Origin of the sequence: Leisingera sp. JC11 (assembly GCF_040704725.1) — a bacterium.
In the GTDB taxonomy this organism is placed as follows: Bacteria; Pseudomonadota; Alphaproteobacteria; order Rhodobacterales; family Rhodobacteraceae; genus Leisingera.
In genome coordinates this window covers 40,893-56,509 of the sequence record NZ_JBFCVS010000009.1, presented here as the reverse complement: position 1 = coordinate 56,509, position 15,617 = coordinate 40,893, and the positions used below count along the sequence as shown (strand labels likewise).

Genomic DNA, 15,617 nt, shown 5'->3' with positions numbered 1-15,617 from the left:
CCGGCAGGATGGAATCAGGCCTCGCCCAGCAGCGCCTTGTCGAAGGGGTAGCTGGTCAGGTTTTCATGGCCGTCTTCGGTGATCAGCACCTGGTCTTCCAGCTTGATCGAGAAATCGCCGCCCTCAGGCGACACCAGCGCCTCGACGCACAGCACCATGCCCGGCTCCAGTTCGTAATCGAAGGCGCCCTCGACCATGGCGTCGGGGTAGGCCACCAGCGGCCATTCATCGCAGAGGCCCACGCCGTGCATCATGCAGCCGTATTTCTGCTTCTGGAACTGGTCGTCCAGAACATGGCAGCCCCGCGACAGCTCCTGGATATTCACGCCGGGCTTCAGCATCTCCATGTTGTGGCGGATGTGCTCCAGCCCGTGCTGCATGGCATAAATCATGTCAGGCCGCGGTTTCTGGTCACCGATCCACCAGCTGCGGGAGATGTCGATGCAGATGCCGTAGGAGCCGACCAGATCGGTGTCAAAGCTGATCATTTCATTGTTCTGGATGATGCGGGGCCCGCATTCCTGGAACCACGGGTTGGTGCGCGGTCCTGAGGCCAAGAGCCGGGTCTCGATCCACTCGCCGCCGCGGCGGATGTTCTCCGCGTGCAGCACTGCCCAGACGTCATCCTCGGAGATATTGCCGCCAGGGACCTGCTCGCGGGCGAATCTTTCCATTGCCGCCACCGCGGTTTCGCAGGCGTGATGGGCACAGCGCATCGCCAGGATCTCATCCGGGCCTTTCACCGCGCGGCATTTCTCGGTCAGCTCCTCGCCGGGGAAGATCTCAAGCCCCTGCGCCTCAAGTGCGCGCAGCCCGTGCAGCATAACCTTGTCCACTGCCAGCCGCTTGTTGCTGCCGCTGTGCTCCTCCAGCAGGATGCGCACCTCGTTGGAGAACTTGTCCGCCGCCACGTCTATCTTGTCGCCGCGGTCGAAATAGAACAGGTCGGCACCGGCGCGCTGCTCGCGCACCAGCGGGTTGAACTCGCTGAGGAAGGGCGACTGCTTGTAATCCCACAGCACCATGTAACCATCGGCGCAGACCAGCAGCGCCCGGAACGGGTTGTGGGTGTTCCACAACTGCATGTTGGTGGAGTCGGTCGCATAGCGGATGTTCAGCGGATCGAACACCAGCAGGCCGCCATAGCCGCGGTCGTTGATGTGCTTGACCAGCCGCTCCCAGCGGAACTTGCGCAGCGCCTGCAGGTCGGGAAGCTGCAGCCCGGCCTCTGCCCATTCGGCAAAGGCCAGCTGGGTCGGGCCGATCTCGACCCGGTTGTTGTCGTTCGGCGTGTTGTCGCCCAGTTTGGCGCCGCGGGTCGGGTCGATCTTGCGGATGTCGCGGTAATGCTCGTTCATGCTGGGAGGTCCTTGCTGCACAGTCCTGTACAATGTGCAGCAAGGGGCGAGGCGGATTCGCCGCTGAAAGCGACGGATTCTGTCGTCGTTTCTGACCTAACTCGCGTTGTCAGACCGCGGGGGATTGCAGCCGAAGCTGATTTGGGCCTACGGCACCAGCGGCCGGGCCGCCTGCACCATCCCGGCGCTTTCAAGATAGAGCACCAGGGCCGTCAGCAGCAGCAGATGGCTGATGAAGCGCAGGCGCCGGGGACCGGTCAGGGACAGTGCAGCCAGCGCCGAGGCCTGCAGCTTGCGGCCCCAGCCGCCGCGCAGGCCCGCCGAGGAAACGGATGCCCGAAGCCCTGTCCAGGACCTGCCGGAGGCCGCGGCGGCCGCACTTGCTGCTTTGCGCATCTTCGCCTCGCGGAAGGCTCGGTCGCAGTGGGCGTCCAGTTCCAGCGCGGTCTGGTCCACCGGTGTAAAGCAGTCCCGGCCGCGCGGCCGTGTCTGCATAGCTAGGGCAGACTCGGGGGCTGCCGCGGGGTGGGCAGCAGCAGCAGGTTGTTTCCGGATGCTGGACTTGGGCTGAAAGGCACTCAGGAACTGTTCGCATGTCAGTGCAACTTCGCTGTCGAGCCATTCGACAGAGGTTGCCTCCACCGTATCCAGCAGGCGGCGCAGCGTCTCGGCCAGAAGCAGCTCGGAAATTTCCTGATTGCAATAACCGGGATAGACCGGAGACAGCACCAGTTCCAGCAGCGCCGAGGGCTGCATCACGCTGCCGGGCAGCCTGCTGGTGCGGCGCAGCGGCACCCGGCGCAGGCGCACGGCCACCAGGTAGTGATCGCATTGCAGACGGGCAGTGTTTTCCGCCCGTGCTTCGATCTGCTCTGCCGGGTGGCCGAAGTCCTCAAGCGTGTCCACAACCGCGGTCACCGCAGCGGAAAGCGTTCCGCTGTCGCGGCTTTCCAGTCCCAGCCGTCCTGTATATTGCACGTTCTCTGCCACTGTCCGGATCCTCCATTCAGGGTGCCGTTAGAGAAACAATAAAATTCGAAATAGTTAAAAGTGGGGCGGGCCGGGCTGATTTCGAAGCAACGGCAGCGGAGCGCAGACGTGAAATGCGGCATTGCCCAAAGTTTTGAATTTAAACGAATTTGCGGAAAATCGCTGGTTCTTAAAGGCCGGAATGCGGCTCAACTGTGACGGCTGGCGGACACATTGATGCCCCAAGGCCTACAATGTCGCCGGAATCGCGTGCACTGTTTTTCACGGCAGCCTTCAAACGCCTTGCGCCCGCCGGGCGGCGGGCGCATTCACTGCGATCTATTGCGGGCAAACGGTGCTCAACCGTCGATCTGGCGCCCCATGATCGCCAGCGACTGCTGGTACACGGTGGCCGCATTCCACTCCTTAAGCACACGGTAGTTGGGCTCGCCCTGCTGGTAGCCCTTGCCGGGTTTCCAGCCTTTCTGGCGCAGGTAGTTGGCGGTGGAAGCGAGCGCATCGCCCATGTTATAGAAATCCACCCTTCCATTGCCGTCCCAATCGACGCCGTATTGCAGCGCATTTCCGGGCAGGAACTGGGTATGGCCCAACTCGCCATGCTTGGCGCCCAGGGTGGCCGGAGTGATGGCGCCCTGATCGACCAGTTTCAGCGCCCCCAGCGCATGCGGGCGGAAGAAGTCGGAGCGGCGGCAGTCATAGGTCAGCGTCACGATGGCAGACACCACCTGGCTGTCGCCCATGTAGTTGCCAAAGGCGGTCTCCATCCCGTGGATGGCGATCAGCACTCCCGCGGGCACTCCGTATTTGCGCTCAAGTGCTGCATAGAAATCCGGGTTGCGCGCCTTGCGCTTGCGGCCCTGCGCCACGATGGTGGCGGAGCCGCGGATCTGCATGAATTTCTCCAGCGAGTATTTGAAGCTCTTCTGGTTGCGGTCGGCGGAAATGGTACGGCGGGCATACTGCGCATTGGCCAGCGCCTGCAGCCCCGCCTTACGCACGCCCGCGCGCTTGGCCTCGGCGCCGAACGCCTGCTTCCAGGCGTCGAACCCGGCAGAGCTGTTGCCGCAATTGGCGGCAAGGGCAGGGGAGGCAAGCAGGACGGAAATCAGGGCAGGGGCAATCAGCCGGCGCATGAAGAAAACTCTCAAAATGTGACTCGTGGCTTTCAGCCTAACGTGCTGGCGCCCCTTGTCTAACGGGAAAAGCCGCCATTGCTTCCCATTATCCTAGGCAAAGGCGCTGCCCGCGGCCAGTGCCAGCCCGTCTGCAACCGCGGTCATGGCATTTCCCGTTTCCAGCCGGGCATTTGGGCACAGCGCGCGCATTTCCGCCTGCACCGCCGCCAGCAGCGAAGAGCCGCCGACCAGAACGATCCGCTCCACCTTTTCCGCCGCAATCCCGGCCTGCGCCAGCGTCTCTGCCGCGCAGGCGCCGATTGCAGCGGTCTGCTCGCCAAGCGTCTGCGTCATTCCCGCTGCGTCCAGCGGCACTGACAGTCCGCGCTCCAGCAGTTTCAGATCGATGAGGGCCTGAGCATCCGTACCATTGGCGCGGATCTTGCCGTGCTCCACGGCAAAGGCGAGCTCATGGCCCAGTTCATCCTCCAGCACCGCAACCAGACGCGCCAGTTTCCCGGGCTCCACCGCGTTGGCGGCCAGATCCTGCGCCGCGCGGCGGCTTTCGGGCGCATAGAGGAAGGGGATCATCTGCCAGGTGGCCAGATCGTTGAACAGCCGGTTCGGCGCAGGCAGGGTGCCGCCGCCAAAGGCATTGCGGATCTGGCTGCCCCGGCCCAGCAGCGGCATTACATGGCGAATGCTCAGCTGCCGGTCGAAATTTGTGCCGCCCAGCCGGACGCCGTGCGAGGCCAGGATGCGGGTTGCCCCATCTGCACCTTGCTCAAAGGCGGTGAAGTCGGAGGTGCCGCCGCCGATATCGACAATCAGCCCCAAGCCCGGTGCAGGCGCGGCGGCGCGCAGCGCGGCTTCCGGCTCATACATGAACAGAACGTCCTGGAACCCGGCCTCCAGATAACAGGCGCGCAGGTCCTTTTCTGCCTGCATGTTGCGGTCTTCATCCTTGGAATGAAACCGCACCGGGCGCCCCGACAGCGCGTGGGTGAACTCCATATGCGTTGCAGCTTCGGCCCGCCGCTTCATCTCCGCCAGAAACCGCGCGATCAAGGTGGCAAAGCTCAGCCGCTCGCCGCCCAGCCGCCGCTCCTCCTGCAGCAGAGGCGTGCCCAGCAGGCTTTTCAGCGCCCGCATGAACCGCCCCTCATCCCCGTTGATCAGCGCCCGCGTTGCACTGTGGCCGATCCGCATGGCACGCGCACCATCCTCAAAGAAAACCGCGGTTGGCAGGGTCTGCTCGCCCGGCTCCATCTCCACCAGCCAGGGGCGGCCCGCAACCGCAATCCCGGCGGCGGAGTTGGAGGTGCCGAAGTCGATGCCAAGGGTGTTCGGGGCGGTCATGGGAAAGCTCCGGCTGCTGGAAAGGAGCCTGCGCCAATACCACCTTGGCCACGAAAGGAAAACACCCTCTGCTATTGGTTCGTCAGCCTTCCCGCAGCTCTGGCCAGAGGTCCGGGGCCAGTTCGCTAACGAAGGCGTCAAGCGTTTCCAGATGCTGCTCCCACTTACGGACGGACCGCGTGTGCACAGGCTCGCGAACCTGATGCAGGCTGGCGGTCAGAACCTGCCCTGTATGGCGGTGCGGTTCGGCCATCTCATGCACCCAGTCCAGCCCGCAGTGGCTTGCAATCAGGCGGCTTCCAGCCTCCACATCCGCAACCAGGTCTTCATACCGCAGGTCAAGGATGCGCCCCGGCAGAACACGGTGCCAGTGCGCCATCAGTTCCGCGTACAGGTTGAAACGGTGCGCCATCGCGCGCAGATCGTAGGTGTATGGAAGCGCGCCGCCTGCAAACAGTGTCTGCCATTGCGAAAGCGCTGTATCGCGCGGATCCCGGCGCAGATGGATGACCTTGGCCTGCGGGCTGGCCTGGAGAAGAAAGCCCAGGAACCGGAAGTTTTCGGGCATCTTGTCTACATAGGCGCGGGTGCCTGCGGGCATCGGCGGAAGGTTTTCCCGGGTGACGCGGGCCAGCTCCTTCACCTCTTCCGTACCAAACGGTGCACTGGATTGCAGCGCGGCCACCATCCGCTCGTCAATGCGCCTCTCGCCTGCAGCAATGACCGCCGGATGCGCGCCAAGCACGGCCTCCGTCAGCGTCGTGCCAGAGCGCGGCATTCCAATAACGTAGATAGGGCAAGGTTCTTGCGCAGCATCCGCCTGCAACACCGCAGGTTCGGGGAACCGGTCAAACGCTTCCTGGCTCAAATGGGTCTGTTGCCTTCGGTCATAGGGCAGAAGCTGCGCGACTGTCTTGTTTCCGCTCCGGAAAAGCTCAGCGGCTTTCTGAAAATCACCCGTCCGGCGTGCAAAATGGGCCGCTGCAAAATCCAGGGTCGCATGATCCAGCGTCTTGGCGGGCGTCTTCTTCAGCTTGGCCTCTGCCGTTTCTTGCAACTCAGCCAGCTCATCCGCCGGCAGAGCCAGAGCCAATTGCAGCAGAGCATTTGCATTGCCGGGGTCCAATCTGAGAACGTCCCGGTAAACCGTGCAGGCTTCGTCCGGCAAACCGGCTGCGTTCAGCTGTGCAGCTATACGCGAGAGTGTCTTTGTGTTATCCGGCTCAACCGACCGGGCCTCTTCCAGGACTTTCAGCGCCTCGGCGGTTTGCAGCTGATAAATCAGAAGGTCGGCAATGCTGTAGTGAAGCCCGATTTCCCTGGGAGCCAGCTTCAATGCGTGGCGGTATCCGGAAAGCGCTGCATTGATTTCTCCCAGGTCCTCGTCGGTTTCTGCCAGCAGCCTCACGGCCTGCACATTCCGGGGCGCCAGCCTTACGGCTTCGGCAGCTGCGGCGCGGGCCTCCTCGAACTTCTGCAGGCTCCTGCGCGCAGAGGCGAGGGCGAGCCACGTGTTGAAATCCTCAGGCTGCAGCGCTGCGGCCTTGGCCAGCACGGTTTCGGCCTTTGCTGTTTGTCCGGTTGCCGCCAGCGCCAGTCCCAGGTTGCGCCGCGCGTCATGAAAGGACGGATCCAGCTCCAGCGCCTTGCGGTACAGCGGAATCGCCTCGCGTTCCTTTCCTGCGGCGCAAAGGGCCACCGCCGCGAGATTCGGAAACAGCGGATGCCCCTTGTGTTTCTTCATCGCCGCCTTGGCGGCTTTCAGCGCAGCCTTGTGGTTGCCTTGACGGGTCAGAGTGAGGGCGGTCTGGATGTCGGATTGCAAGCTCATGCCGCCAGCAATGGGTGATGCCCGCTCGGAAATCAAGCGGTGCCATGCCGTTATGCAACGACCCCTCAAAAGAAAAAGGGCGCCCGCAGGGGCGCCCTTTCCGTGTCTGGTCTGTCAGCTTAGCAGCTGTAGTACATGCCGAATTCCACCGGGTGCGGGGTGTGCTCGTACTTGTGGACCTCTTCCATCTTCAGCTCGATGTAGCCGTCGATCTGGTCCTTGGTGAACACGTCGCCCTGCAGCAGGAAGTCGTGGTCGGCGGCCAGCGCGTCCATGGCTTCACGCAGGGAGCCGCAGACGGTCGGGATGCCCTCCAGTTCCTCGGCCGGCAGATCGTAGAGGTTCTTGTCCATGGCTTCGCCCGGATCGATCTTGTTCTTGATGCCGTCCAGGCCGGCCATCAGCAGGGCTGCAAAGCACAGGTAGGGGTTTGCCGCCGGATCGGGGAAGCGGGCCTCGACGCGCTTGGCTTTCGGGCTTTCGGTCCACGGGATACGCACGCAGCCGGAGCGGTTGCGGGCGGAGTAGGCGCGCAGAACCGGGGCCTCGAAGCCGGGGATCAGGCGCTTGTAGGAGTTGGTGGACGGGTTGGTGAAGGCATTCAGGGTCTTGGAATGCTTCAGGATGCCGCCGATGAAGTACAGCGCTTCCTGGCTGAGGTCAGCGTATTTGTCGCCTGCAAACAGCGGCTTGCCGTCTTTCCAGATCGACATGTTGACGTGCATGCCGGAGCCGTTGTCGCCGTAGATCGGCTTCGGCATGAAGGTTGCCGATTTGCCGTAGGCGTGCGCCACGTTGTGGATCACGTATTTGTACTTCTGCAGCTCGTCGGCCTGTTTGGTCAGGCTGTCGAAGATCAGGCCCAGTTCGTGCTGGCAGGACGCCACTTCGTGGTGGTGCTTGTCGACCTTCATGCCCAGGCGCTTCATGGTGGACAGCATTTCCGACCGCAGGTCCTGCGCTTCGTCGGTCGGGTTGACCGGGAAGTAGCCGCCCTTCAGGCCCGGGCGGTGGCCCATGTTGCCCATTTCGAACTCGGCGTCGGTGTTCCAGGAGCCGTCGGTTGCGTCAACCTCGTAGGACACCTTGTTGATGGTGTTGGAGTAACGCACGTCGTCGAACAGGAAGAATTCCGCTTCCGGGCCCATATAGGCCACGTCGCCGATACCGGAGGACTTCAGGTAGGCCTCGGCTTTCTGGGCGGTGCCGCGCGGGTCGCGCTCGTAGCTCTCGCCGGTGTCGGGCTCAACGATGGAGCAGTGGATGCAGAGGGTCTTCTCGGCGTAGAACGGATCCATATAGGCCGAGGTGGTGTCCGGCATCAGTTTCATGTCGGAGTTTTCGATCGACTTCCAGCCGGCGATCGAGGAGCCGTCGAACATGAAGCCTTCTTCCAGGAAGTCTTCGTCGACCAGGTCCACGTCCACGGTCACGTGCTGCAGCTTGCCGCGCACGTCGGTGAAGCGGATGTCGACGTATGCGACGTCTTCGTCTTTGAGTGTCTTGAGAACTGCGTCTGCGCTCATTCCCTCGGTCCTTCTGATTTAGATGTCAGGATATTCGTTGAATTCTTTACAGCGCGTCCGGGCCGGTCTCGCCGGTACGGATGCGGATCGCTTGCTCGACAGGCGAGACAAAGATCTTGCCGTCGCCGATCTTGTCGGTCTTGGCGGCATCGACAATGGCCTCGATCGCCTGGTCGACCTGATCGTCGTCCAGCACAACCTCGACCTTCACCTTGGGCAGGAAGTCGACCACGTATTCGGCGCCGCGGTACAGCTCGGTGTGGCCCTTCTGGCGGCCGAAACCCTTGACCTCGATGACAGAAAGTCCCTGGACGCCGACGTCCTGCAACGCTTCCTTCACCTCATCCAGTTTAAAAGGCTTGATGATGGCTTCGATCTTTTTCATCGGCTTTGGCTCCTCGCAAGCTTGTTGGGGGTGTCATTTCACTTCTAAATGAAGGCAGCAATGCATGGGTTTGCGGCTGCGGCAATTGTGGGCAGAAATTGAGCGCTTCTGCCTAAAAATTAAGCGCTGCGCCCGGAAAATGCGCAGAATTGAATCGGGGAAGGGCAAAACATGACCGAACTGCTGACCGCAGCCCAGATGCGGGCGATTGAGCAGGCCGCCATCGAGTCCGGTGAGGTGACCGGGCTGGAGCTGATGGAGCGGGCCGGGCAGGGGGTGGTCGAGGCCATCTTCGAGGAATGGCCGGAGCTGGCAGAGCCTGCGGATGGCGGGCGAGGGGCCGGCCCCTCGCGCTCCCCGGAGTATTCTGAGAAAGATGAAAGTCCGCGCCGGGCGGTGGTGCTGTGCGGGCCGGGCAACAACGGCGGCGACGGCTTTGTGGTGGCGCGGCTGCTGAAACAGCGCGGCTGGGAGGTGGAGGTGTTTCTCTACGGCGACCCGGACAAGCTGCCGCCGGATGCGAAGGCAAATTATGAGCGGTGGCGGGAGCTTGGTGCTGTAGTTCCATACTTTGACGAGGGGGAAAGCGCTTTTGCGCTTGATCCTGCGCGATACCGCGAAAACACTGTTCTTGTTGATGCGTTGTTCGGGACTGGCCTTACCCGGCCGGTCGAGAATTTCAACTCGTTCGGTTGGGTGACCCAGATTACCGAGTGGCGTCTCATAGAACCCTTGAGAAAAGGTGGTTTTCCCGCTCCCCGCGTAGTCTCAATTGACCTGCCTAGCGGGGTATGCACCGACTCTGGCGAATTACTGCAAAGCGGGAAAACACCACGCGAGTTTGAGGAAGTCCGCGCTGATCTGACCGTCACCTTTCACAGAAAAAAGCTAGCACACGCCCTAGCGAATGGTCCTGAGCAGTCAGGCAAAGTTGTGGTGAAGTCCATTGGTTTAGAAACAGTTGGAAGCACTGAGCCGGGCGAGGTTGCGAAGTCAGCGGAGCCTAACTTGAAAAGGAAGAGGGGCCGGCACCACAAATACTCCCACGGCCACGCCCTCGTTCTCTCCGGCGGCCATGGGAAAACAGGCGCGGCGCGTCTTGCAGCCCGTGGCGCGCTGCGGATCGGGGCCGGGCTGGTCACCGTCGGCTCGCCGCGCTCGGCGATGTTTGAAAACGGCGCCAATCTGACCGCCATCATGCTGCGCCAGATCGACGGCGCGCATGGGGTCAGCGAAATGCTGGAGGATGAACGCTTCAACGCGGTCTGCCTTGGCCCGGGCCTAGGGCGCGGCGCCGACACCCAGGCGGTGGTGATGGCGGTGCTGAAGGAAAACCGCGCCACTGTTCTGGACGCCGATGCGCTCACAAGGTTTGAGCTGAAGCCGGAGGCGCTGTTCGAGCTGCTGCACGAAAACTGCGTGCTGACGCCGCATGGCGGCGAATTTGCCAAGCTGTTCCCGGATCTGGCGGAGAAACTGAACGCCCCCGCCACCACAGGCCCCGCATTTTCCAAGGTCGACGCCACCCGCGAGGCGGCCAAACGCGCAGGCTGCGTGGTTCTGTTCAAGGGGCCGGACACAGTTATCGCAGCGCCGGACGGGCGCTGCTCAGTGAATTCCGCGCATTACGACCGCTCGGCACCCTGGCTGGCCACCGCCGGGTCGGGGGATGTGCTGGCGGGGTTCATCACCGGGCTGATGGCGCGTGGGTTTTCCCCGATGCAAGCGGCAGAAACCGCAGCCTATATCCACGTCGAATGCGCGCTAAACTTCGGCCCCGGCCTGATCGCCGAGGACCTTCCGGAGCAGATCCCCGCGGTGTTCCGCAAACTGGGCCTCTAAGGCTCAGGCCGCCGGCCGCAGGTCCTCTTGCGGCGCGGCGGCGGCTGCCAGCTCCAATCCGCCTGCATAGATCACATGCGGGCGGGAAAACTCCAGCACCGTCAGATCCATCATCTGCAGGCCCAGATCGCGGATGAATTCGCCGTCCACCAGCTCATAGGCCGGCACCACCGCCTGCGGCTGGCCGAACATCGCCTTGGCGCGCCAGTCGCGCACCAGGATGCGTTGGTCCCAGGGCACGGTCAGGTCGCCCTCGCCGCGGGTGTCGCCCAGCGAACCGGCGGCAATGTACACCGCCTGCAGCATCGCGCGGCGGGTCCGCACGGCCTCCACCTGCGCCATTCCTTGCGTGCGGGTGATCAGGCTGTCACCGGATCTGATTTCCTCCGCGGCGCGCTCGCCCTCGCGGGTCAGCACGATGGTGCCGCGCAAGAGGCTGATGTTCTGGCTGCCTTGAAACAGCCGCCGGGGCTGTGCCTGGCCGCGCATCGCCATTTGCGCGCGCAGGGCCGCATTTCCAAACGGTTTCATATTGTTGCTCGCTTTGTCTGCCTCAGACTTTTTTTGCCAAACTACGGCACAACCGGATTCCAGGCCCAGCCCTTTTGCGCGAAAACCCGCCTATTGTTGCGATATTCCGGACGGATTGTTGCCGTTTTGCACAATGGCATTTCGGGCACGATTTCCCCTCGCATCCCCGGCCAAGCTTTGCTATTCAGCGCGTCACGCGGCGGGTTCGTCCCAGCGCGCAGTGCGGGTGTGGCGGAATTGGTAGACGCACCAGATTTAGGTTCTGGCGCCGCAAGGCGTGGGGGTTCAAGTCCCTTCACCCGCACCATCCTTCCAGACGGTACCAGCGGCGGACAGCGCGCAGGCGGCAGCGGATGCGGGCCGGCTTAACCTTTCCTGCCGGGAATTTCACTGGACCGGGCCTGAATGTGCTATACTTGTTTTCCGGCCGTCAGCGAACAGCGGCCGGCCCAAGTGTTCATCAGTATAATGTTTAAAAAAAGGGGGATGGCTGTGACACGTCTTCTGAAAATCTCCACTGCCGCCGCCGGGCTGTGCGCCGTCGCGGTGCCGGCCTCGGCTGAACTGCGGTATGATAACGATTCCGGCGGCTACGTCGAAATTTATGGCCAGTTCAATCCGGCCATCATCTCGGTTGATGACGGGCAGCAGACGGAAACCAATCTGCTGGACAACGACCTGTCCCGCTCCCGCATCGGGTTGCGGTTGATGCAGCCGATCGGGGCCAATACCTTCGGGTTCCGGTTCGAGGCCGGGCTGGGCTTCCCCAACTCGACCGAAGTGAACCAGTTCGGCTCCGACTACAGCGGCTGGACCCGCGCCGACCTGCGCCATGTGGACTTCTGGCTGGAGGGCAGCTGGGGCAGGTTCTCAGCCGGGCAGGGCAGCATGGTGGCCGACGGTGCGGCTGAAACCGACCTCTCCTATGTCGGCACGGCGCTTTATTCCTACACCGCCGATGCCAACGCCGCCTTCCTGTTCCGGGATACCACCGGTGCGCTGAGCGGGCCGGCTGTTGCCTCTGCTTTTGACAACCTCGACGGCTCCCGCCGCGGCAGGATCCGCTATGACACTCCGGATCTGAACGGCTTCTCCGCCGGCATTGCCTGGGGGCAGAATATCCTGTCGTCCGGGGACGATGCCGATTACTACGACATCGGCCTGCGCTACGGGCAGGAATTCGGCTCCACCAACTTTGCCGCGTCGCTGGCCTATCAGGTGCGTGATGACGCCGGCGCAGAGCGCTCGGACGTGATCGGCTCCGCCTCAGTGCTGCTGGACAACGGCATCAGCTTCACCGTGGCGGGCGGCAGCCGCGACAATGACGCGGCCGGTGCCAGCGATCCCAGCTACTACTACGCCAAGATCGGCTATGAGAATGACTGGCTGGCCTGGGGCAAGACCGGTTTTGGGGTGCATTATTATGACGGCGAGGACTTCAACGTCACCGGCTCCAGCACCAAGGGCTGGGGCATCGGCGTGGCCCAGAAGGTCGACAGCATCAATACCGACATCTACCTGACTTATCAGGAATATGAGTATGAGGATTCCGCCGCGACCTACCAGGATCTGACAACCTGGGTGCTGGGTGCGCGCTGGCGGTTCTGACGAGCGGGAGATATCTGGAACACAAAGAAACGCTCCGGTCAGCCGGAGCGTTCCTTTGTTGAGGGCTGGACCGGGCAGGGTTCCGGATCCGCCCGCACAGCTGGTTCCCGCCTCAGGGTTGCACGTGCGGCATAGCTGCTTTGCGTGAGGCGGGCCGTAAACGTAATCGTCTTCACATCTCCGGTCCCGTGGCGGCGCTACGGTGCAGGTGATTTTTTGCCACGGGCAGATTTTCACAATTGCCGCAGCGGTCATCTGACCCGGAATTCATGCCATGCGCCCGGAGGCTCCCTTGGCTCCTGCGCTGGCCTGTACCGGACAGCGGCCGTAAGCGGCGGAACAGGAGACAGGACATGAAAACCAAGTTTGCAGCCCGCGCCGGCGCAGCCACCCTCGCAGCCGCAGTTGCGGCCCCGGCATTTGCAGGCCCCACCTATACCAATGACACCGGCGGCAGCTTCCGCTGGTACGGCCAGTTCAACCCCGCCTATCAGTCGTTTGACGATGGCGAACAGGACTTCAATCGCCTGGTCGATAACGAGGCGTCGAATTCGCGCATCGGCTTCGAACTGGAGCAGGCCTACGGCGAAAACACCCTGCGGTTCCGCTTTGAAACCGCGTTTGGTTTCCGCGGCTCGGACGGGGTCAGCCAGCTGACGACCGGCGACAACCTCAGCTGGGACCGCACCAATATCCGCCATGTCGACTTCCAGTTCGACACCGCGCGGTACGGCCGTTTCTCCGCAGGTCAGGGCTCGATGGCAACCGACGGCATCACCGGCGCTGATTTCTCCGGCACCGGCCTCGGCGCCTCCAACTCGGTCGCCGACTCCGCGGGTGGCTATGCCTTCCGCACCGGCGCCGGCGCGCTCAGCAGCATCGATATCGGCGATGCCTTCACCGATCTGGACGGCAGCCGTCTGGGCCGTGTCCGGTACGATTCGCCGGACTTCGCCGGTTTCACCCTGTCGACCTCCTGGGGCACCGATGTCCTGAAGGACGCCAATGACCGCGAAAGCTATGACGTGGCTGTCCGCTGGGCCAATGACGATGCCGCGGGCTTTGCCATCGACACCGGCATCGGCGCCTCCTGGACCGAGGAAACCGGCGAGGAAGACTACCGCGACATCTCCGGCTCCTTTGCGGTGCTGCACAAGGCCACCGGCCTGTCGCTGAACATCGCCGCGGGAGAGCGCGACATCTCGGGCACCTACGCCTATGCCAAGCTGGGCTACTCGGCAGACCTGATCTCGGCCGGCTCCACCTCCTTCTCGGTGGACTACTATGACGGCTCCGACATGGTCAGCAACGGCGACAGCGCCGAATCCTGGGGGGTTGCCGCGGTCCAGAAGATCGACGCCTACAACGTCGAGACCTACCTGGCCTACCGCGACTATTCCTACGCGGATACCAGCGCTACCACCTACCAGGACGCCAACGTCATCCTGGCCGGTGCCCGCTGGAAGTTCTGAACCGCTACTCCCTCGGTTTTCGGAACGGAAACACGCCCCTTTGCGGGCGTGTTTTTCGTTGCGTGCCTTCGGAAATCCGCAGGAACGGCAGGGAATGGGGCAATGCCCCTTGCGCCGCGGCGCCGGGGGAAATAGAAGACCGCAAATTGTCTGGGGGCACCTCGCACAGGGGCCCCGAATCTCTATGGGGAATAGGATGCAGGTCACCGAGACGCTGAACGAAGGTCTGAAACGCGGCTACGCCATCACCGTCACCGCCGCCGAGCTGGACGAGAAGGTCAACGAAAAGCTGGTCGAAGCCCAGCCGGAAATCGAAATGAAGGGTTTCCGCAAAGGCAAGGTGCCGATGGCGCTGCTGAAAAAGCAGTTCGGCCAGCGCCTGATGGGCGAAGCGATGCAGGAATCCATCGACGGCGCCATGAACAAGCATTTCGAGGACAGCGGCGACCGTCCGGCGCTGCAGCCCGAAGTCAAGATGACCAACGAAGACTGGAAAGAAGGCGACGACGTCAACGTCGAGATGTCCTACGAGGCACTGCCGGAAATCCCCGAAGTCGACTTCTCCGGCGTCGAGCTGGAAAAGCTGGTTGTGAAGGCTGAAGAAGAAGCCGTCTCCGAGGCGCTGAACAACCTGGCCGAAACCGCCAAGGAATTCGAAGCCCGCGAAGACGGCGCTGCTGCCGAAGACGGCGACCAGGTCGTGATCGACTTCGTCGGCAAGATCGACGGCGAAGCCTTTGACGGCGGCGCAGGCGACGACTACCCGCTGGTGCTGGGCTCCAACTCCTTCATCCCCGGCTTCGAAGAGCAGCTGGTCGGCACCAAAGCCGGTGAAGAAAAAGACGTGACCGTGTCCTTCCCCGAGGAATACGGCGCAGAGCACCTGGCCGGCAAAGAGGCTGTGTTCTCCTGCACCGTCAAGGAAGTCAAAGCCCCGAAAGCGGCTGAGATCGACGACGAGCTGGCCAAGAAATTCGGCGCCGACGACCTGGACGCCCTGAAGGGCCAGATCTCCGAGCGCCTGGAAGCCGAGTACGCCGGCGCCGCCCGCGCAGTAATGAAGCGCGCGCTGCTGGACAAGCTGGACAGCCTGGTCTCCTTCGACCTGCCGCCGTCGCTGGTCGACGCCGAAGCCAAGCAGATCGCGCACCAGCTGTGGCACGAGGAAAACCCGGAAGTTCAGGGCCACGACCACGGTGAGATCGAAACCACCGAGGAGCACACCAAGCTGGCCGAGCGCCGCGTCCGCCTGGGCCTGCTGCTGGCCGAGCTGGGCCAGAAAGCCGAGGTCGAAGTGACCGACGCCGAGATGACCCAGGCGATCATGGCGCAAGCCCGCCAGTACCCGGGCCAGGAGCGCCAGTTCTTCGAGTTCATCCAGCAGAACGCCCAGATGCAGCAGCAGCTGCGCGCGCCGATCTTCGAGGACAAGGTTGTCGACCACATCGTCGAGCAGGCCAAAGTCACCGAAAAAGAGATCTCCAAAGACGATCTGCAAAAGGCCGTTGAGGAGCTGGAAGAGGAATAATCGTCCTCTCCACGATTTACGGAAAGGCCGCCCATCGGGCGGCCTTTTTCGTTGGATGGGATGAGACGGCGC

General features: G+C 62.8%; 12 protein-coding genes and 1 tRNA gene. 5 read left to right on the top strand and 8 right to left on the bottom strand.

Annotated elements, in window-relative coordinates; translation table 11 throughout:
• Positions 1-14: 14 nt before the first annotated feature.
• The 7 genes from dddP to AB1A62_RS11720 form a co-directional block, all read right to left on the bottom strand.
• Complete coding sequence (gene dddP, locus AB1A62_RS11750) at positions 15-1,358, bottom strand: dimethylsulfonioproprionate lyase DddP (RefSeq protein WP_366661667.1); 1,344 nt, start codon at positions 1,356-1,358, stop codon at positions 15-17.
• A 147-nt stretch (positions 1,359-1,505) separates the two neighbouring features.
• Positions 1,506-2,348 carry a hypothetical protein gene (locus tag AB1A62_RS11745; RefSeq protein ID WP_366661666.1) on the bottom strand — a complete coding sequence of 281 codons (843 nt, stop codon included), beginning with the start codon at positions 2,346-2,348 and terminating at the stop codon, positions 1,506-1,508.
• Positions 2,349-2,686: 338 nt separating this feature from the next.
• Complete coding sequence (locus tag AB1A62_RS11740; RefSeq protein WP_366661665.1) at positions 2,687-3,481, bottom strand: lytic murein transglycosylase; 795 nt, start codon at positions 3,479-3,481, stop codon at positions 2,687-2,689.
• Between the two features lie 93 nt (positions 3,482-3,574).
• Complete coding sequence (locus tag AB1A62_RS11735; protein WP_366661664.1) at positions 3,575-4,822, bottom strand: Hsp70 family protein; 1,248 nt, start codon at positions 4,820-4,822, stop codon at positions 3,575-3,577.
• Between the two features lie 82 nt (positions 4,823-4,904).
• On the bottom strand, positions 4,905-6,653 hold the full coding sequence (locus AB1A62_RS11730; protein ID WP_366661663.1) for a sulfotransferase: 1,749 nt from the start codon (positions 6,651-6,653) through the stop codon (positions 4,905-4,907).
• Positions 6,654-6,772: 119 nt separating this feature from the next.
• Entirely contained in the window at positions 6,773-8,179 is a 1,407-nt protein-coding gene (gene glnA / locus AB1A62_RS11725; RefSeq protein ID WP_366661662.1) for a type I glutamate--ammonia ligase, read from the bottom strand.
• A gap of 46 nt (positions 8,180-8,225) precedes the next feature.
• Entirely contained in the window at positions 8,226-8,564 is a 339-nt protein-coding gene (locus AB1A62_RS11720) for a P-II family nitrogen regulator (protein WP_008554830.1), read from the bottom strand.
• A 171-nt stretch (positions 8,565-8,735) separates the two neighbouring features.
• On the opposite strand from AB1A62_RS11720, the gene AB1A62_RS11715 reads away from it, so the two are divergent.
• Positions 8,736-10,406 (top strand): NAD(P)H-hydrate dehydratase, encoded by a 1,671-nt coding sequence (locus AB1A62_RS11715; RefSeq protein WP_366661661.1) that lies wholly within the window; start codon positions 8,736-8,738, stop codon positions 10,404-10,406.
• A gap of 3 nt (positions 10,407-10,409) precedes the next feature.
• On the opposite strand, the gene AB1A62_RS11710 is transcribed toward AB1A62_RS11715, so the two are convergent.
• Positions 10,410-10,937 carry a Hint domain-containing protein gene (locus AB1A62_RS11710; RefSeq protein WP_366661660.1) on the bottom strand — a complete coding sequence of 176 codons (528 nt, stop codon included), beginning with the start codon at positions 10,935-10,937 and terminating at the stop codon, positions 10,410-10,412.
• A 222-nt stretch (positions 10,938-11,159) separates the two neighbouring features.
• On the opposite strand from AB1A62_RS11710, the gene AB1A62_RS11705 reads away from it, so the two are divergent.
• The 4 genes from AB1A62_RS11705 (at position 11,160) to tig (ending at position 15,545) form a co-directional block, all read left to right on the top strand.
• Positions 11,160-11,244: transfer RNA gene (locus AB1A62_RS11705), tRNA-Leu, on the top strand.
• A gap of 179 nt (positions 11,245-11,423) precedes the next feature.
• Positions 11,424-12,545: a porin gene (locus AB1A62_RS11700; protein WP_366661659.1), complete on the top strand. Its 1,122-nt coding sequence runs from the start codon at positions 11,424-11,426 to the stop codon at positions 12,543-12,545.
• A 353-nt stretch (positions 12,546-12,898) separates the two neighbouring features.
• Complete coding sequence (locus tag AB1A62_RS11695; RefSeq protein ID WP_366661658.1) at positions 12,899-14,017, top strand: porin; 1,119 nt, start codon at positions 12,899-12,901, stop codon at positions 14,015-14,017.
• A 196-nt stretch (positions 14,018-14,213) separates the two neighbouring features.
• Entirely contained in the window at positions 14,214-15,545 is a 1,332-nt protein-coding gene (gene tig, locus AB1A62_RS11690; RefSeq protein ID WP_366661657.1) for a trigger factor, read from the top strand.
• Positions 15,546-15,617 lie beyond the last annotated feature (72 nt).

Excerpts from the sequence above, each read along its gene's own strand:
- dddP (WP_366661667.1), bottom strand. The coding sequence starts at position 1,358 with ATGAACGAGCATTACCGCGACATCCGCAAGATCGACCCGACCCGCGGC.
- AB1A62_RS11740 (WP_366661665.1), bottom strand. The coding sequence starts at position 3,481 with ATGCGCCGGCTGATTGCCCCTGCCCTGATTTCCGTCCTGCTTGCCTCC.
- AB1A62_RS11735 (WP_366661664.1), bottom strand. The coding sequence starts at position 4,822 with ATGACCGCCCCGAACACCCTTGGCATCGACTTCGGCACCTCCAACTCC.
- AB1A62_RS11730 (WP_366661663.1), bottom strand. The coding sequence starts at position 6,653 with ATGAGCTTGCAATCCGACATCCAGACCGCCCTCACTCTGACCCGTCAA.
- glnA (WP_366661662.1), bottom strand. The coding sequence starts at position 8,179 with ATGAGCGCAGACGCAGTTCTCAAGACACTCAAAGACGAAGACGTCGCA.
- AB1A62_RS11720 (WP_008554830.1), bottom strand. The coding sequence starts at position 8,564 with ATGAAAAAGATCGAAGCCATCATCAAGCCTTTTAAACTGGATGAGGTG.
- AB1A62_RS11715 (WP_366661661.1), top strand. The coding sequence starts at position 8,736 with ATGACCGAACTGCTGACCGCAGCCCAGATGCGGGCGATTGAGCAGGCC.
- AB1A62_RS11710 (WP_366661660.1), bottom strand. The coding sequence starts at position 10,937 with ATGAAACCGTTTGGAAATGCGGCCCTGCGCGCGCAAATGGCGATGCGC.
- AB1A62_RS11700 (WP_366661659.1), top strand. The coding sequence starts at position 11,424 with ATGGCTGTGACACGTCTTCTGAAAATCTCCACTGCCGCCGCCGGGCTG.
- AB1A62_RS11695 (WP_366661658.1), top strand. The coding sequence starts at position 12,899 with ATGAAAACCAAGTTTGCAGCCCGCGCCGGCGCAGCCACCCTCGCAGCC.
- tig (WP_366661657.1), top strand. The coding sequence starts at position 14,214 with ATGCAGGTCACCGAGACGCTGAACGAAGGTCTGAAACGCGGCTACGCC.